General features: G+C 63.0%; 15 protein-coding genes. 12 read left to right on the top strand and 3 right to left on the bottom strand.

Annotated features, from left to right (window positions below):
* Positions 1-80 precede the first annotated feature (80 nt).
* The 10 genes from Q5701_RS11150 to Q5701_RS11105 are packed head-to-tail and all read left to right on the top strand — an operon-like array spanning position 81 to position 11702.
* Entirely contained in the window at positions 81-755 is a 675-nt protein-coding gene (locus tag Q5701_RS11150; RefSeq protein ID WP_306755289.1) for a CoA transferase, read from the top strand.
* Positions 752-1951 carry a CaiB/BaiF CoA transferase family protein gene (locus tag Q5701_RS11145; RefSeq protein ID WP_306755288.1) on the top strand — a complete coding sequence of 400 codons (1200 nt, stop codon included), beginning with the start codon at positions 752-754 and terminating at the stop codon, positions 1949-1951. The genes Q5701_RS11150 and Q5701_RS11145 overlap by 4 nt, the downstream gene beginning before the upstream one ends.
* Positions 1948-2994 carry a 2-hydroxyacid dehydrogenase gene (locus Q5701_RS11140; protein WP_306755287.1) on the top strand — a complete coding sequence of 349 codons (1047 nt, stop codon included), beginning with the start codon at positions 1948-1950 and terminating at the stop codon, positions 2992-2994. Before Q5701_RS11145 ends, Q5701_RS11140 begins: the two co-directional genes overlap by 4 nt.
* A gap of 7 nt (positions 2995-3001) precedes the next feature.
* Positions 3002-3679, top strand: coding sequence for an L-fuculose-phosphate aldolase (locus tag Q5701_RS11135; protein ID WP_306755286.1), 678 nt, complete (start codon positions 3002-3004; stop codon positions 3677-3679).
* Between the two features lie 3 nt (positions 3680-3682).
* A complete protein-coding gene (locus tag Q5701_RS11130; protein WP_306755285.1) occupies positions 3683-5176 on the top strand; it encodes an FGGY family carbohydrate kinase in 1494 nt (497 codons plus the stop codon).
* Positions 5173-6717 (top strand): acetolactate synthase large subunit, encoded by a 1545-nt coding sequence (locus tag Q5701_RS11125; RefSeq protein ID WP_306755284.1) that lies wholly within the window; start codon positions 5173-5175, stop codon positions 6715-6717. Before Q5701_RS11130 ends, Q5701_RS11125 begins: the two co-directional genes overlap by 4 nt.
* A 9-nt stretch (positions 6718-6726) precedes the next feature.
* Complete coding sequence (locus Q5701_RS11120) at positions 6727-9042, top strand: molybdopterin guanine dinucleotide-containing S/N-oxide reductase (protein ID WP_306755283.1); 2316 nt, start codon at positions 6727-6729, stop codon at positions 9040-9042.
* Positions 9039-9617 carry a peroxidase-related enzyme gene (locus Q5701_RS11115; protein ID WP_306755282.1) on the top strand — a complete coding sequence of 193 codons (579 nt, stop codon included), beginning with the start codon at positions 9039-9041 and terminating at the stop codon, positions 9615-9617. Before Q5701_RS11120 ends, Q5701_RS11115 begins: the two co-directional genes overlap by 4 nt.
* Before the next feature lies 1 nt (position 9618).
* Entirely contained in the window at positions 9619-10011 is a 393-nt protein-coding gene (locus Q5701_RS11110) for a rhodanese-like domain-containing protein (RefSeq protein WP_306755281.1), read from the top strand.
* Between the two features lie 35 nt (positions 10012-10046).
* Positions 10047-11702: an acyl-CoA synthetase gene (locus Q5701_RS11105; protein ID WP_306755280.1), complete on the top strand. Its 1656-nt coding sequence runs from the start codon at positions 10047-10049 to the stop codon at positions 11700-11702.
* Between the two features lie 35 nt (positions 11703-11737).
* Here the strand turns inward: Q5701_RS11105 and Q5701_RS11100 are convergent, their stop codons facing one another.
* Together Q5701_RS11100 and Q5701_RS11095 are read right to left on the bottom strand one after the other, a co-directional pair.
* Entirely contained in the window at positions 11738-12733 is a 996-nt protein-coding gene (locus Q5701_RS11100; protein WP_103173656.1) for an MDR family oxidoreductase, read from the bottom strand.
* 20 nt (positions 12734-12753) lie between these two features.
* Positions 12754-13485 (bottom strand): FadR/GntR family transcriptional regulator, encoded by a 732-nt coding sequence (locus Q5701_RS11095; protein ID WP_306755279.1) that lies wholly within the window; start codon positions 13483-13485, stop codon positions 12754-12756.
* 111 nt (positions 13486-13596) lie between these two features.
* Here Q5701_RS11095 and Q5701_RS11090 point away from each other — a divergent pair, with 111 nt between their 5' ends.
* Together Q5701_RS11090 and Q5701_RS11085 are read left to right on the top strand one after the other, a co-directional pair.
* A complete protein-coding gene (locus Q5701_RS11090; RefSeq protein ID WP_306755278.1) occupies positions 13597-14991 on the top strand; it encodes an FAD-binding oxidoreductase in 1395 nt (464 codons plus the stop codon).
* 268 nt (positions 14992-15259) lie between these two features.
* Complete coding sequence (locus Q5701_RS11085; protein ID WP_306755277.1) at positions 15260-15598, top strand: sugar-binding domain-containing protein; 339 nt, start codon at positions 15260-15262, stop codon at positions 15596-15598.
* 9 nt (positions 15599-15607) lie between these two features.
* Here Q5701_RS11085 and Q5701_RS11080 read toward each other — a convergent pair whose 3' ends face one another.
* Positions 15608-16552 carry a carbohydrate kinase family protein gene (locus tag Q5701_RS11080; protein WP_306755276.1) on the bottom strand — a complete coding sequence of 315 codons (945 nt, stop codon included), beginning with the start codon at positions 16550-16552 and terminating at the stop codon, positions 15608-15610.
* Positions 16553-16566: the final 14 nt, after the last annotated feature.

Genomic DNA, 16566 nt, shown 5'->3' with positions numbered 1-16566 from the left:
TACCTCGAGAAATTTTAGTCTGCGCCATCGCGCGCCTGCTCCATGGAGTGAGTCATGTGGCAGTTGGGGCATCCTCGCCCATGCCTGCCGCCGGCTCGATGCTGCGCCGGGCCCTTGATGACGGGCAACGGCAAGTGCGGCTGTCGATCCTCGGATCGGTCGAGCATAACTTTTTCACCAACGGTTCGGCCGAACTGTTCGACTGCGCCGGCCAAGGGCGGCTGGACGCCTTTTTCCTGGGGGGCGGGCAGATCGATGGCCACGCCAACGTTAACCTTGTCGGCACCGGAGAGTATCCACAAAGCAAGGTGCGCTGGCCTGGGTCATTCGGATCATCCTATCTGTATTATATGGTCCCCCGGGTGATCCTGTTTCGAGAGGAACATTCCCCGCGCGTGTTCGTGAACAAAGTGGATTTCATAAGCGCCCCGGGTATCAGCGACCCTGAGGTCCATCGCCCCGGCGGCCCAGTGGCGTTGCTGACGGGCAAGGCGTTGTTCACCTTCGACAAGGCGCGGCCAGGATTCGTTTTGGAAAGTATCCACCCTGGCCATAATCTTGGCGACATCCGGACGGCAACCGGGTTTGCCTTCGCCCATGCCGATGAACCTGCCATCACGCTAATTCCCGATGCTGCAACGCTGTCGCTGCTGCGTGGCCGGGTTCTGGACGAGCTGGCTGAAACCTATCCCGCCTTTGCCGCCGAATGGCGCAGCGATCTGGCGGCCAAAACCTCTGAAAGGGCGACCGCATGATCAACATCGGCTCACTGGCCAATCTAAAAGTGATCGATGCCAGCCGGGTGCTGGGGGGACCTTATGCCGGGCAAGTTCTGGCGGACCACGGCGCGGACGTCATCAAGCTGGAGCCTCCTGCCGGGGACGAAACCCGTGGCTGGGGGCCGCCGTTCCTGGACGATGCGGCCAGCTATTTTCTGGGACTGAACCGCAACAAGCGCGGCATCGCCGTGGACCTGTCCCATGACATGGGCCGCGAATTGCTGTTGGCGTTGCTGGATGACGCCGATGTCCTGATCGAGAACTTCAAGACCGGCACCATGGAACGTTGGGGCCTTGGCCATGAGGAGTTGTCGCGCCGTTTTCCGCGGCTGATCCATTGTCGCGTGTCTGGCTTCGGCGCTGACGGGCCGATGGGGGGCCTGCCCGGCTATGACGCCGCCATTCAGGCTCTATGCGGCATCATGAGCGTGAATGGGGAGCAGGGTGGCCAGCCATTGCGCGTGGGCCTGCCCGTGGTGGACATGGTGACGGGCCTAAATGCGGTGATCGGCATCCTGATGGCGCTGAACGAACGCAACACCAGCGGCAAGGGCCAATTCGTGGAGGCTAGCCTTTATGACTGCGGGGTGTCTCTGCTGCATCCGCATCTGCCGAACTACTATCTGTCGGGCAAGGTGGCCGAGCCTTCCGGCAATGCCCATCCGAACATCTGCCCCTATGACACCTTCGCCACAGGGACCGATCCGATCTTTCTGGCTGTCGGGAACAACCGCCAGTTTGCCACGCTTTGCGCGATCGTGGGGCGTCCCGATCTACCCGAAGATTCGCGCTATGTCAGCAACAGCCAGCGAAACCTGAACCGAGAAGCCCTGAAGCAGCACCTTGAAGCTGCCCTGGCAACATTCGACTGCGCTGACCTGTCCGATCGGCTGATCAAGGCGGGCGTGCCCTGTGGCGCGGTGCGCAGCATCGACCAGGTGATCGCAGATCCTCATACTATCCATCGCGAAATGGTCGTCGATATCGGTGAATATCGCGGCACCGGCAGCCCGATCAAGCTGTCGCGCACCCCGGCCAGCTACCGCCGCGCGCCCCCTGCATTCGCCCAGCACAGCGCCGAAGTCATGGCCGAACATGCCCTGGACACCGACCGTTACCAGGACGTGCTCCCGGGCCTGACCTCCGAACCCCAAGGTAAGAGACAAGCATGACGGACGCACTGACCATAGGCATCATCGGGGACGGCTTCATGCAGCCGTCTTTCTTCGAGGCCGCACTGCGCAACACGCTGCGGGGTCGCGATCTGAATATCCGCAGCATGGAAATAGATTGGCCGCTGCGACTGAAATCAACCAAATACGATCCGACGCTGCCGGTCGCGGAATTCGTCGGCCGTCCAGAGGATTATTTTGGCTTCCTCGGTGATTTGGACATTCTAATCACGCATCTGGCGCCGATCACGACAGACAGCCTTGAACATGCCCCGCGCTTGAAGGCGATCGCAGTATCACGCGGCGGCCCTGTGAACATCGAGATGGCGGCGGCCCGTGCGCGCGGTATTCCGGTGGTCAACACCCCAGGACGCAATGCCTCGGCGGTGGCGGAATTCACGGTCGCGTCGCTTTTGGCGGAAACCCGTAACCTGATCCGGGGCCATCAAAGCGTGGCCAGCGGCAAGTTCGTGCGCGACTTTTATCATTACGCCAATACCGGCCCGGAACTGTGCGAACTGACTGTGGGCATTGTGGGATTCGGTGATATCGGGACACGGGTGGCGCGTCTGTTGCAGCCGTTCGGCTGCCGCATCCTGATCTATGACCCGTTTAAGGAACTGACCGATGCCGACAAGGCCGCCGGTTTTGAAAAGGCTGATCTGGACGACCTGATGGTCCGCGCGGATGTGGTGACCTTGCATCCCCGAGTGACGCCGGAAACCAAGGGCATGATCTCGCGCCAGCGGATCGCGATGATGAAGCCGGGCGGCTACATTGTGAATACCACGCGCGGTCAGGTGCTGGATTACGCGGCGCTGTATGATGCCTTGGTGTCGGGGCAGTTGAAGGGTGCCGCACTTGACACGTTCGAGCCCGAACCGCCGCCGCCAGACTGGCCGCTGCTGAAGCTGTCCAATGTCACCTTGTCGCCCCATATTGCAGGCGCTTCGCGCTATTCTGCCATCAAGGCCGCGAATATGATCGCTGGCGACATAGCGCTGATCCTTGCCGGCAAGCCGCCGCTCTATCCTTGTAAATGAGGCTCCAATGACTAACGAAGAACGCGCGCTGCGCAGCGAAGTAATTGAATCCTGCCGCAGCATGAACCGCCTGGGCATCAACAAGGGAACCTCGGGCAATATCAGCGTCCGTTACGGTGACGGCTTTCTGATCTCGCCCACAGGAATTCCCTATGACAAGCTGCAGCCCGAACATGTCGTGGCGATGAACTGGGACGCCACCTACGAAGGCGAGGTTCAGCCCTCGTCGGAATGGCGCTTTCACCGCGATATTCTGCAGGCGCGACCCGATCTGAACGCCGTAGTCCATACCCATTCTACCCATGCCACGGCCCTGTCGATCCTGGGACGCGACATTCCCGCGATTCACTACGTCATCGCCGCCGCTGGCGGCAGCACGATCCGCTGCGCCCCATACGAACTGTTCGGAACGCAGGAATTGGCCGACCAGGTGATCGTCGCGCTAAAGGACCGGCGCGCGTGCCTTATGGCCCATCACGGCGTCATCGCAGCACATGTGAATATCGCCCGTGCCCTGGCCCTGGCCGTCACGGTCGAGGAACTGGCCAAGCAGTATCTGCTGTGCCTGCCCCTAGGCGAGCCGCCGGCCCTATCTGATGAACAGATCGCTGAGGTTTTGGTCAAGTTCAAGACCTACGGCCAGCAAAGCAGTGCCGCGCTGGAAGGACTAAGGCAAGCGTCCTGAACAATGGCACCCGTCCTTCTCTGTCTTGATTCCGGCACGACCTCTGTCAAGGCAGCGGCCTTCGACGGGCATGGCCGCCTGCTGGCTGGCGCCGAGCGGCCGAACGGTGCACTACACCGCGACGGGCTGCGGGTCGAGCAGGACATGGACCTGACGCGTGACGAGGCACTGGCGGTGCTGCGCGACTGTGCGGCACAGGTAACGGAACCGATCACCGGGTTGATTGTCACCGGGCAAGGCGATGGACTTTGGCCTGTAGATAGTGCAGGTAAGCCGGTCGGGCGGGCGCTGACATGGCTGGACGGTCGCGCACGCGGGCTGGTGGCCGGAATGGCGCAGGCGCTTGATCCGGTGCAGGCAGCGACCGGGTCGCGGCCGACTGCTGCCTCGGCCAGCCTGCAACTCCTGTGGGTGCAGCGGAACGATCCTGCTCGGCATGTCCGCATCGCCCATGCTCTGCGGCTGAAGGAATGGCTTTTCCTGTCCCTGACTGGTCGCCTGCTTGCCGAACCGACCGCACTGCTGCCGGTCTGGGGAGACTGGCGCAGCGGCGCGCTGGCGACAGAGGTGCCGTACATCCTGGGCCTGTCACGCGGGCTGGAGCTTCTGCCTGAACTCGTGCCGATTGGCGCGGCACGGGCGGGGCTATCGGCAACTGCCGCGCAGGCCACTGGCCTGCCGCAAGGTTTGCCTGTGCTGATCGGTCCGGGCGATGTGCAGGCCACATTGATCGGTCTTGGCCTCGGCAGCCGACAGGGCGTCGCTCGCGCTTCAATCTTTGGGACGAGCGCAATCCATGCCTGCCTAGTGGACGAACCCGCAGCCATGCCGCAGGCACCAGCGGGCGCAATGATTCAACAGTTTGCGCTGCAACCCGGCTACCTGTGCTTTCATCCCTGCTTCAATGGCGCCAGCGTGTTACATCACCTGTCGCGCCGCTTCGCGGACCTTCCCGCAGCACCGGAGCCCCAATATTCTCCATTGATCCTGCACCCCTTTCTTGAGCCCGGCGGAGAACGTGCGCCGTGGACCGACCCCTTCGCTACCGGCGCGCTGTTCGGACTGAACGCTGCAACCACTTCGGCCCAGATTGCCTGGGCGGGACGCGAGGCGCTGGCCTTTGTCACCCACGCCAGCCACGCCATGATGAGGGCGCCGGAGGGCGCCTTGTCTCTTGGTGGTGGGCTTGCTGGGGATAAGCATTTCGCGCAATTTGTGGCCACGCTGACTGGCTGTACGGTGCAGCGCAGCCCCGGCATACACGCAGGACTTCGCGGGCTTGCCGCCGTCGCCGCGCGCTTTCTTCTGGATGCCCCCGACCACGCTGTCTGGATCGGCAGCCCGCAGCAGAGTATTGCACCCGATTCTGGCCCTATCGCAGCCTATGCTGATCACAAATATCGCTTATTTTCGGCGCTGATCGAAGCTGCGGCCCCGTTCTGGGCCGGACTTTCGGATCTTGGCGCCGAGGCCGAACGACTGATGGAGATCCCATGAACGGCGCTGACCTTCTGTGTGAAACCCTGCTGGCAAACGGCATCGACACCTGTTTCGCCAATCCCGGCACATCAGAGATGCATTTCGTTGCCGCCTTGGACCGCCAGCCCAGGATGCGCTGCGTTCTGGGCCTGTTCGAGGGCGTGGTGACCGGCGCTGCCGACGGGTACGCCCGCATGGCGGAAAAACCCGCCGCGACGCTGCTGCACCTGGGTCCGGGTCTGGCGAACGGTCTGGCAAACCTGCACAACGCGCGAAGGGCCCATTCGCCCATTATCAATGTGGTGGGCGATCATGCCACCTATCATCTGCAATATGATGCACCGCTGACTAGCGATATCGACAGCCTCGCCCGGCCGATGTCGCGTTGGGTTGGTCGTGCCGAGTCTGCAGATGCCGTGGGAGACCGCACAGCGGAGGCCATCGCCGCAGCAAGGACGGGTGCAGGTAGCATCGCCACGCTGATCCTGCATGCTGACGCGGCATGGACACAAACTCTCGCTCCGGTGCCCGCCGTGGTGGTTCCCCCCGCTTCCGCGGCGCCAGAACCGGCCCGCATCCGCGCAGCGGCCGATGCGCTGCGAAACGGCAAGCAGACGGCGATCCTTGTCACCGGTCGCGCCCTGCGCGCGGCTCAGACCGACGTTCTGGACCGCATCGCCCAGAAGACCGGCGCCCGGATCATTGCGCAGCAGGCCAATGGCCGCATGCAGCGTGGCGCAGGCCGTGTCGCCTTGGATCGCGTGCCCTATGTCATCGATCAGGCTCTGGCGGCTTTTGCGGAAACTGAACAGCTGCTCCTGATCGGTGCCAAGGCCCCGGTCGGCTTCTTCGCCTACCCGGGCAAGCCAAGCAGCATGCTGCCGGAGGGCTGCCGCGTGATCGAGATGGCGGGCGCCGACGACGACCTGCCCGCAACTATCGCCGCCCTAGCACAGGAAGTCGGCATGACGCCCGCCGCGCGGGTAGCGGATCGCGCCGCGCCCAACATGCCGTCCGGTGCGCTGACGCCAGATGCTGTTGCCATTGCCTTGGCGCATCTGATGCCCGAAGGCGCTGTCGTCTGCGACGAATCGGTGACCTCGGGCCGGGATTTCTTCCGCTCCACCCATGGCGCAGCGCCTCATGACTTCCTGCAACTGACCGGGGGGGCCATTGGTGCGGGCATTCCCATGGCGACTGGCGCCGCCGTGGCCTGCCCAGACCGCAAGGTAATCGGCCTGCAAGCCGACGGCAGCGGCATGTATACCGTCCAGGGCCTATGGACGCAGGCACGCGAGCGGCTGGACGTGGTGACCATCGTCTTTGCTAACCGCCTCTACAAGATCCTACAGGGAGAGTTGCGAAATGTCGGCGCGGGCGCTCCTGGCGAGAACGCCCGGCGGATGCTGGACCTTGACGATCCGGCGCTCGACTGGGTTCGGATTGCGAACGGAATGGGGGTCGAAGCGGCGCGCGCCGACACCGCCGAAAGTTTCTTCGACTTGCTGCGCACCGCCTTGTCTCGCAAGGGACCGTTCCTGATCGAAGCCGTGCTTTAGGGGAAATCCATGATCCACCGCATTCCGCATTGCAGCCATTGGGGCGCCTATACGATCCTGGTCGAAGATGGCGGCATTGTCGGCGTCGAGCCTTTTGCCGACGACCCTGCTCCCTCACCTGTGATCCATTCGATTGTAGAATGGGCAAAGCCTGACCGCCGGGTGCTGCGCCCGATGGTTCGCGAAGGGTGGCTGGCGAAGCGTGAGCACAGCGATCGGAACGGGCGCGGATCCGAACGCTTCCTGTCGGTGCCCTGGGACGAGGCGCTGGACCTGGTCGCCGGGGAAATCAGCCGCGTCGCCAGCACGCACGGGAATGAGGCGATCTTTGCTGGCAGCTACGGCTGGACATCCTGCGGACGTTTTCATCACGCGTCTTCGCTATTGAAGCGCATGCTCAACCTGGTTGGCGGCTATACGGGCCATGTCGATACTTATTCCATCGCCGCCGGACCGGTGATTCTGCGTCATGTGCTGGGCGATGACCGCGCCTGCGGCGGCCAGTCCAACACGCTGGACGACATCGCTGAAAATACCGAAACACTTGTGGTCTTTGGCGCCATGTCGCCCCGCACCGCGCAAAGCGAGGCCGGCGGCATCGCCGGGCATTACCTTGAAGGCTACCTGAGCCGGATCGCGGAACGCGGGGTGCGGGTGGTCCATGTCTCGCCGCTACGCGACGATTTGCCGGACTGGGTCGGGGCGGAGTGGTGGCCGATAAGGCCCAATACCGACACGGCGCTGATGCTGGGTCTTGCGGGCGAAATCGTGGCGGCTGGGCGCCACGACACCGACTTCCTGGCCCGCTGCACTAGCGGGTCCGAAGAGTTCCTTGCCTATCTTCGTGGCAATGCCGATGGTCAGCGCAAGGACGCTGCATGGGCATCGGCCATCACCGGGCTGCCCGCTGATGCCATTCGCGCGCTGGCGGCACAGATCGCGGGAACCCGCAGCATGCTGACAGTCAGCTGGGCCCTGCAACGCGCCCATCATGGCGAACAGCCCTTCTGGGCTGCCTTGGGGCTGGCAGCCGTTACGGGCCAGGTCGGCCTGCCGGGCGGCGGCGTGGGCTATGGCTATGGCTCTCTGGGCGGCGTCGGGGCGCCTTTTGCGGTGGGCAGGTCTCCCGGCATGTCGCAAGGCGTGAAGCCCATAGACAGCTTCATTCCGGTCGCCCGGATCAGCGACATGCTGCTGAACCCGGGGGCGCCCTTCACGTATCAGGGCGAAGCGCGGACCTATCCGGATACGCGGCTGGTCTATTGGGCGGGCGGCAATCCCTTCCATCATCACCAGGACCTGAACCGCTTAGCCGAGGCATGGACCCGCCCCGAAACCATCATCGTGCAGGACCCGATGTGGACCGCAACCGCGCGACGGGCAGACATCGTTCTGCCTGCCTCGACCTCGATCGAGCGCAACGACCTGGCCGGGAACAAGCGCTGCGACATGATCCTGGCAATGCGTCAGGCCATTGCGCCCTTGGGCCAGTCGCGCGCGGATTTCGACATTTTTGATGCGATTTCTCAGAGACTTGGCGTTGGTCCGGCCTTCAGCGAGGGCCGCGATGAGATGGCCTGGATCCGGCATCTTTACAATGAAAGCCGCAGTCATGCCTTGGGCGCTCATGGCTTCCTGATGCCGGACTTTGAAACCTTCTGGGAGCGCGGGCATGCGCCAGTGCCGGTGCAGCGCAACCACGTCTATCTGGCGCGTTTCCGCGACGATCCGGCCCGCCATGCGCTTGATACCGAAACCGGGCTCATTGTGCTGGGCAGCAGGACGCTGGCGCGGCTGGCCTATGACGACTGCCCCTCACACCCCGCATGGATGGCTCCTGCCGAATGGCTGGGAGGTGCGGCGCCAGGCGAACTGCATTTGATCTCGCACCAACCGCAGGGTCGGCTGCACAGCCAGCTGGAAACCGGCGCAGCCAGCATGGCGGACAAGCGCCACGGCCGCGAGCAATTGCGCCTGAATGCAGCGGATGCACAGGCGCGCGGCATTGCCGACGGAACAACGGTGCGGCTCTGGAACATGCGGGGCGCCTGCCTTGCCACTGCCTGTATCAGCGCTGACACCGCACCGGGCGTGGCGGTCTTGCCGACCGGCGCATGGTTTACGCCTGTCGCGGACGGACCCGAAGTTTCTGGTAACCCGAATGTGCTCACACTGGACATAGGCAGTTCGGCCTTTGGACAGGGCTGTGCCGCCCATACCTGCCTGATCCGGGTCGCGCCCTATGCCGGCGATAACCGCGACCCGATCCAGACCTATGAAGCGCAACTGGCAGACATGCTGCCTGCTCTGGAGGAAACACCATGACCGACACTACTGAAGCTCCTGTCAGCCGCTTCGCCGTCCCTCGTCTGGCCGACATGCCCGAGGACATCCGCACCCGTATCGAAGAGGTGCAAGGGAAATCGGGCTTCATCCCCAACGTGTTCCTGACCCTGGCCCACCGGCCCGATGAATTCCGCGCCTTCTTCGCCTATCACGACGCCCTGATGGATCGGCCCGGCAACCTGACCAAGGCCGAGCGCGAGATGATCGTGGTCGCCACCTCGACCATGAACCAATGCCAGTACTGCGTCATCGCCCATGGTGCGATCCTGCGCATCCGGGCCAAGAACCCGCTTGTCGCCGACCAGGTGGCAATCAACTATCGCAAGGCCGACATCACGCCTCGGCAAAAGGCGATGCTGGATTTCGCGATGCAGGTTTCAGCGCGTGCGCAAGAAGTCGGTGAGGACGATTTCGAAACGCTGCGCGGTCATGGGTTCGACGACAGCGACATCTGGGATATTGCAGCTATCTCTGCCTTCTTCGGCATGTCGAACCGGCTGGCGAACGTGACCAGCATGCGGCCCAATGACGAATTCTACACGATGGGACGATAACATGGCACAGGGTTACAAGCAGATGCTGGCGGATGCCGATGCCGTGGTGCAATCGGTTTCTGTCGATCAGGCTGCGGCGATGAAGACCAATCCGCAAGTGATCATGGTCGACATTCGTGACCCGCGCGAGCTTGAGCGTGAGGGCATGATCCCCCAAGCGTTCCACGCCCCGCGCGGGATGCTGGAATTCTGGATCGATCCCGAAAGCCCCTATCACAAGTCTCGCTTCGGCGAGGGCAAAACCTATGTTTTCTACTGCGCCTCGGGCTGGCGCTCGCTTCTTGCAGCGAGGCTGGCCCAGGACATGGGACTGGAGGCTCGTTCGCTGCGGGGCGGCTTCGGCGAATGGCGCAAGTCCGGCCAGCCGGTCGCCGAATATCCCGCCAGGCGCTGAACGCCGGACTTGAAAGGGGGAACAGGAGCAGGATCATGAACAAATACGATGAGGGTCTGGAACGAAGGCAGGCGAACTACCAGCCGATGACGCCGGTTTCCTATCTTCAGCGGGCGGCGGTCACCTATCCCAACCACCCTGCGGTGATCCATGGGCGCCAGCGCCACAGCTATGCCCGGCTTTGGGCCGATTGCTGTCGCCTGGCCTCGGGGCTGTCGCAGCGGGGCATCGGAAGGGGCGATACCGTATCGGTCATGTTGTCGAACACTCCGCCGATGATCCATGCCCATTTCGGCGTGCCGATGGCTGGCGGCGCGGTGCTGCATTCGCTGAACACACGCCTGGACCCGGCAGCGATCGCCTTTCGGCTGGACCATTCGGAAAGCTGCGTGCTGATCGTGGATCGCGAATTCTCGGGCGTGGCGGCGCAGGCCCTGGCGCTGGCGAAGGTCCGGCCGCTGGTGGTCGACTTCGACGACACCGAATACCCCGAGGACGCGCCCTATCCCAAGGGCAAGGCCATCGGCAGCCTGGACTATGACCAGTTGCTGGCCGAAGGCGACCCGGATCTTCCCGGCGCAATGCCTGTCCACGAATGGGATGCCATTGCGCTGAACTATACCTCCGGGACAACCGGCAACCCCAAGGGGGTGGTTTGTCATCATCGTGGCGCGGCCTTGATGGCGCTGAACAACGTGATCCACGCGGGGTTGGGGCGCCATCCCGTCTATCTGTGGACCCTGCCGATGTTCCACTGCAATGGCTGGTGCTTCCCCTGGGCGGTGCCGGTGCAGGCGGGCACGCAGGTTTGTCTTCGCTGGGTCAGGGCGGGGGCGATCTATGACGCCCTCCACGAACACGGAGTCACGCATCTCTGCGGCGCGCCCATTGTCATGTCCGCCCTGCTGAATGCGCCAGCCGACCAGAAGCGCAGCTTTCCCCAGCAAGTGGCCTTCAACACCGCCGCTGCGCCGCCTCCGGAAACCGTGTTGAAGGCCATGGGGGAAGCAGGCTTCCACGTCACGCATCTTTACGGCCTGACCGAAACCTATGGCCCCTCTGTGGTCAATGAATGGAATTTGGCCTGGGATGCCCTGCCCGCGCCAGAGCAGGCAGCGCGCAAGGCAAGGCAGGGCGTGCGCTACCTGTCGCTGGACGACCTGACAGTGATGGACCCGGAAACCATGCGACCGGTGCCCGCCGATGGTCGGACGCTGGGCGAGGTCATGTTCCGCGGCAATGCGGTGATGAAGGGCTATCTGAAGAACCCTGAGGCCACGGCGGCAGCCTTTGCCGGCGGCTGGTTTCATTCCGGCGATCTGGCCGTGATGCATCCCGACGGTTATGTCCAGCTCAAGGACCGGTCCAAAGACATCATCATCTCGGGCGGCGAGAATATCTCCTCCATCGAGGTTGAGGAGGAGCTTTACCGCCATCCGGCGGTTGTGCTTTGCGCCGTGGTCGCCATGCCCAGCGAGAAATGGGGGGAAACCCCCTGCGCCTTCGTCGAACTGCGCGACGGCGCGAAGGAAACCGAAGCTGCCCTGGTGGCGCATTGCCGCGCCGGGCTTGCGTCCTACAAGTGCCCCTCGCGGGTGGTCTTCGGCCCGCTGCCCAAGACTTCAACCGGCAAGATCCAGAAATTTGCCCTGCGCGCGCGGGCGGCGGAAATGGCGCGGGTTTCCGCCTGAAGGAAGGGGACCGGGGTTGCCCGGTCCCACGGGCCTCAGCCCGCCACGTCGATGACAACCCGGCCCCGGATGCGCCCCGCCACGATGTCGGACGCCAGCTCCTGAAGCTTTGTCATCGGCTCGACTCGAGCAATGCAGCCAAGTTGCGCTTTGTCCAGATGAGCGGCCAGCGTGGCCCAAGCGCGGTCGCGCTTGGCCTGCGGCGCCATGACGCTGTCGATGCCCAGCAGTGCCACCCCGCGCAGGATATGCGGCATCACCGTCGCCGGCAGATCGAAACCGCCCGCTAGCCCGCAGGCCGCTACCGCACCGCCGTAAACCGTCTGCGCCAGCACATTCGCAAGCGGGGTGGAGCCCACGCTGTCGACCGCCCCTGCCCATCGCTCCTTTTGCAGGGGGCCGCCCTTGTCTGCCAGCGCGGCGCGGTCCACGAACTGCGAGGCCCCCAGTTCGGCCAGATAGTCATGCGTTTCGGGTCGTCCGGTGGCGGCGGTAACGGTATAGCCCTTCGCCGCCAGTAGGCTGATCGCCGTTGAGCCCACGCCTCCTGCCGCGCCCGTTACCAGCACCTCAGCCCCGCTGGGCTGGATCGCGCCCCAATCCTCCAAGGCATTGACGCACAGTGCGGCAGTATAGCCGGCCGTACCAATGGCCATGGCGTCCTGTAAGGAAAATCCGTCCGGCAGGCGCGTCAACCATTCGGGTTTCAAGCGCTGGAACCGGCTGTAGCCGCCCCATTCGGTCTCGGACAGACCCCAGCCATTCACGATGACCTTGTCGCCAGGCTGCCACTGATCCGAGCGGCTTTCCACCACTGTTCCCGCCAGATCGATGCCGGCCACCATAGGCAGTCGACGGGCGATCCGGCCCTTACCGCTGATCGCCAGCCCGTCCTTGTAATTCAGGGTGGAGTACGCGACCTCGACCAGCACATCGTGATCGGGCAGTGCATCGCGCGTCAGCTCGCGAAAACCTGCCTTGGGCTTGCCGTCCTGATCCTCGATCACAAGGGCGCGGAACGTGTCGGTCATCTGCTCTCTCCTCCGGGTTTTTATGCATTGCGGCGCGCAAGCGCCTGATCCAGCACGACACGCATGCCCCGGACATGGCCCCGCATCAACTGTTCCGCCTTGTCTGCGTCGCGGGCACCTATGGCCGCGCGGATCTTTTCATGAGCGGCGACCGTGCGGCGACGTTCGTGGTCGCGGTAGATCAGCATGTTTGTGATGGGGATAAAACTCTCGATCATGGCGTGCATCATCATTTGCAGCGGACCGTTGCCGGTCGCCTGCACCACCGCGCGGTGGAACCGCACGTCCGAGCCGCAGAAATCCTCGTCCGACAGTGCCTGATCCTGTTGCAGGGCGATTTCTGATGCAAGGGCAGCCAGGTCACCATCGCCACGGTTCAGCGCGGCAAGGCGGCAGCACAATGCCTCGGTCTCGACGCGGGCTGTAACGATTTCGTCTATGTTGAAATGACCCATGCCGACCAGCAGCGTCGCCGCGTCAGTGATGGCCCGCGCAGCGCCAGCGGCCCCAGGCCGGTTGACAAAGGTTCCCCCTGTAGGTCCCCGGCGCGACCGGATCAGGTTCTGCGCGGCCAGCACCTTCAGGGCTTCGCGCACCGTGGGACGCGAGATGCCGAAACGGCGGGCCAGTTCCTCCTCGGTCGGCAGGCGTTCGTCTAGTGCAAGCCGGCCCTCGAGAATGGCCATGCGGATCAGGTCGGATACCTGTCGGGCCAGGCCGCCGCGGACGATCTCGTCATACTGAAGGGCCATGCGTCCCCCTGTTGGCTTGGAAAAAGAATAGCAGGTTCAGAAAAACATAAAAGGTTTGACAAATATAAAATTGCGTTCAGCCTTCCGGCAAGAAGAAAGGTATCGGCTAAGATGCATCCGACCGACCAATGCGATTCCGCGCTGCTGGAATGTCTTTCGCGCGCTCTGCCTCCGGCGGCACTCCTGATCGGGGATGCCATCGAGCCCCGCTATCAAGAAGATCGGCGCAATCGTTTTTCCGCCCCGCCCCGCTTTGTACTACGGCCAGGCAATACGGCCGAGGTCTCCATCGCCTTAGCGGCCTGCCATGATTTCGGTCAGAGGCTGGTCGTGCAGGGCGGTCGCACCGGGCTGGCGGGTGCACATCGGGTGCAGCTGGGTGAAGCCGTGCTGTCGCTGGAACGGCTGACCGATCTGGCTCCGCCCGATCCTGACAGCCGCACGATCATGGCAGGCGCGGGCGTTCCCCTGCAGCGGGTGCAGGAGGCAGCCGACCAGGCCGGTTTGATGTTTGGGGTGGATATCGGCGCACGCGGCACGGCGACCATCGGCGGCAATATTGCCACCAATGCAGGCGGCATCCGCGTGATGCGCTATGGCATGTTTCGCGCGCAGGTGGCGGGGCTGGAGGCCGTGCTGGCGGATGGATCAATCCTGTCATCGCTGCGCGGACTGGACAAGGACAACAGCGGCTATGATCTGAAGCAGCTTCTCATCGGCAGCGAGGGGACATTGGCCGTTGTGACGCGAGCGCTTCTAAGGCTGCATCCGCGTCCGGCCTTCGAGACCAATGCCTTGCTCGCGCTCCCCTCAGCCGAGGCAGTATTGGATTTGCTGCAGCGTTTGCGCAGGCGGGTAGGCGGCATACTTTCGGCTTACGAGATCATGCAGGACGAAATCTATCGCGGGGTTTGTGGCCACCTGGGCATCGCCCCTCCCGTTGCCGCTGTGGCGCCCGTCTATGTTTTGGCCGAGATTCAGTCGGAAACCGACGGCGAGGATATCGCGGGGTCATTCATGGACTGCCTTGCCGAAGCCATCGAGGACAAGGTCGCTCTGGATGCCGTGCTTGCGCAGTCGCAGCGCGAGTTCCTGAGCCTGTGGGAAATGCGCGATGCCTGCGCGGACTACCTGCGCGGTCAGGACAACATTGCCAATGGTGATGTCAGCGTGCCAGTGCCGCGCCTGGCCGAGTTTCTTAGGGAAAGCCAGCGCCAGCTTTCCGTGATCGATCCCAAAACGCGGTTCTTGGTCTTTGGTCATGTTGCGGATGGCAATCTGCATTACGTCTTCCAAACCGTGCACAAGGATCAGGCCGTGACCTGCCTGATGAATCTGGTGGCAGTGTATGGTGGCTCGATCTCGGCCGAGCATGGCATAGGTCTTGACAAGAAAACCTGGTTGCCGCTGGCGCGGTCTCCTACCGAACTTGCAGTAATGCGAGCACTGAAAGGCGTGTTGGATCCCAAGGGTATCTTAAATCGTGATAGAATCTTCGCATTCTGAATTTTGTCACACGTTAAAGTATCGCGCTGTGCACCAATTAGAAATGTCGTATAGCTGTCCGGTTGGACGACATTACAGTCGTTTAGTTCACCGGCGCCGCGATTGGCAAACCCAAATTCTCGGCTGCACTGTGCAGCGCGATCATGGCGGGCAAACCTCCGCGCGATCAGTACGAACCTGCATGCGTCTGCAGTTCTTTCCTCTGCCGAACTCTGCACGGCGCTGAAGCGCGAACCGGCCCTGCGATACCAGTTCGACCTGATCCGCAATGCACAGACGATCGTCTTCGGGGCTTGGGGGTCTCGGTTCCGAAAGCACCATGTGGATAGCAAACATCACCAGCCAGGCGGAAATTAACGCCTATGTCGGCCACGGAGCCCAGGCTGTCTTGATCTGCCGCTTGTTGAATGCCGAGGGGGAACAGGTTCGGCGCGATCTGGACCGGCAAATGATGGGGATTGAACTGGACGAACTTCGCGCCATTCCGCGCCGCATTTGCATTGCCGGCGGCCCGACCAAGGTCGCTGCCTTGCGCGCCGCGCTGAAGGGCGGCTATGCCACCCATCTGGTGACCGACATGGACACGGCGGCATTGCTACTGGATTGATCCCGCCCGCTAGGCCTTGACCTTGGCAGTATTCATGAAGTCGATCGTGTCCTGGAATGACCGGATTCCTGCATCGGAGCCCAGGCCCGTTGCCACCAACGCAGCAGCCGCCTGCGCGAAATTCAACGCGGTTTTCAGGTCCATGCGGTGATGCAGCGCGGTAATGAACCCTGCATCGAAAGCATCCCCGCAACCGGTCGTGTCCACGACGTCGATCTGAAATGCCGGCTGCCTGACAGTTTCGCCGGTGCGATCCATGAAGCAGACCCCGTCTCCTCCTAGCGTGAAGACGCATTGCCGAACCCCGCGATCCAAGAAGAAACGCCCCGCTTCCTCGACGCTGCCCGTCCTCGAGATCACCATCGCCTCGTCGATGGAGGGCATGAAATAGTCGATATGCGGAAACAAGGGTGACAGCAGGTCGATCGTGCCTTTGTTCGCACCCAGCAGGTCGAAGGTGGTCGTGCGACCCCGGCGCTTTGCCTCGGCCAGCAACCGTGCGCTTGGCGCGCCGTCCAGCTTTGCCAGCAAGCCGGTGCCGCCTAGGTGAATGATGGCAGGGGCAAGTACTGTATCCAGCGTTTCAGGCAGAACATCAAAGTGGTCTGACGCGCCGCGTTGATGCAGCGCAGGCCGGTCTCCGTTGCGACGGACATTCAGGATTGTGGCCGAGGTGGGCACGCCTGTCAGCCGCTGCATCTGTGCCGTGTCCACGCCGAACCGCTGCAGCGTTGCCAAAACGAAATCCGCTTTCTCATCGTCGCCCACGGCGCCGACGGCAAGGCAGTTCAGGCCCAGCTTGGCCAGGTCCACCACCGTGCCACCTGCAGTACCCGCGACGGTCAGGCGGATTTCATCGATGAAGTCGACATTGCCGCCTTGCGGGATGGCGTCGACCGGACGCCCCAAGACGTCAAGAATATAAAGCCCGATGACGGAAACGTTGTGGGTCATGCTGTCCTCTCCCA

The organism is Paracoccus actinidiae (assembly GCF_030863885.1).
GTDB classification, from domain to species: Bacteria; Pseudomonadota; Alphaproteobacteria; order Rhodobacterales; family Rhodobacteraceae; genus Paracoccus; species Paracoccus everestensis.
Note: the sequence above shows the minus strand (reverse complement) of the source record. Positions and strands in the feature narration are given on the sequence as shown.

Excerpts from the sequence above, each read along its gene's own strand:
- Q5701_RS11150 (WP_306755289.1), top strand. The coding sequence starts at position 81 with ATGCCTGCCGCCGGCTCGATGCTGCGCCGGGCCCTTGATGACGGGCAA.
- Q5701_RS11145 (WP_306755288.1), top strand. The coding sequence starts at position 752 with ATGATCAACATCGGCTCACTGGCCAATCTAAAAGTGATCGATGCCAGC.
- Q5701_RS11140 (WP_306755287.1), top strand. The coding sequence starts at position 1,948 with ATGACGGACGCACTGACCATAGGCATCATCGGGGACGGCTTCATGCAG.
- Q5701_RS11135 (WP_306755286.1), top strand. The coding sequence starts at position 3,002 with ATGACTAACGAAGAACGCGCGCTGCGCAGCGAAGTAATTGAATCCTGC.
- Q5701_RS11130 (WP_306755285.1), top strand. The coding sequence starts at position 3,683 with ATGGCACCCGTCCTTCTCTGTCTTGATTCCGGCACGACCTCTGTCAAG.
- Q5701_RS11125 (WP_306755284.1), top strand. The coding sequence starts at position 5,173 with ATGAACGGCGCTGACCTTCTGTGTGAAACCCTGCTGGCAAACGGCATC.
- Q5701_RS11120 (WP_306755283.1), top strand. The coding sequence starts at position 6,727 with ATGATCCACCGCATTCCGCATTGCAGCCATTGGGGCGCCTATACGATC.
- Q5701_RS11115 (WP_306755282.1), top strand. The coding sequence starts at position 9,039 with ATGACCGACACTACTGAAGCTCCTGTCAGCCGCTTCGCCGTCCCTCGT.
- Q5701_RS11110 (WP_306755281.1), top strand. The coding sequence starts at position 9,619 with ATGGCACAGGGTTACAAGCAGATGCTGGCGGATGCCGATGCCGTGGTG.
- Q5701_RS11105 (WP_306755280.1), top strand. The coding sequence starts at position 10,047 with ATGAACAAATACGATGAGGGTCTGGAACGAAGGCAGGCGAACTACCAG.
- Q5701_RS11100 (WP_103173656.1), bottom strand. The coding sequence starts at position 12,733 with ATGACCGACACGTTCCGCGCCCTTGTGATCGAGGATCAGGACGGCAAG.
- Q5701_RS11095 (WP_306755279.1), bottom strand. The coding sequence starts at position 13,485 with ATGGCCCTTCAGTATGACGAGATCGTCCGCGGCGGCCTGGCCCGACAG.
- Q5701_RS11090 (WP_306755278.1), top strand. The coding sequence starts at position 13,597 with ATGCATCCGACCGACCAATGCGATTCCGCGCTGCTGGAATGTCTTTCG.
- Q5701_RS11085 (WP_306755277.1), top strand. The coding sequence starts at position 15,260 with ATGCACAGACGATCGTCTTCGGGGCTTGGGGGTCTCGGTTCCGAAAGC.
- Q5701_RS11080 (WP_306755276.1), bottom strand. The coding sequence starts at position 16,552 with ATGACCCACAACGTTTCCGTCATCGGGCTTTATATTCTTGACGTCTTG.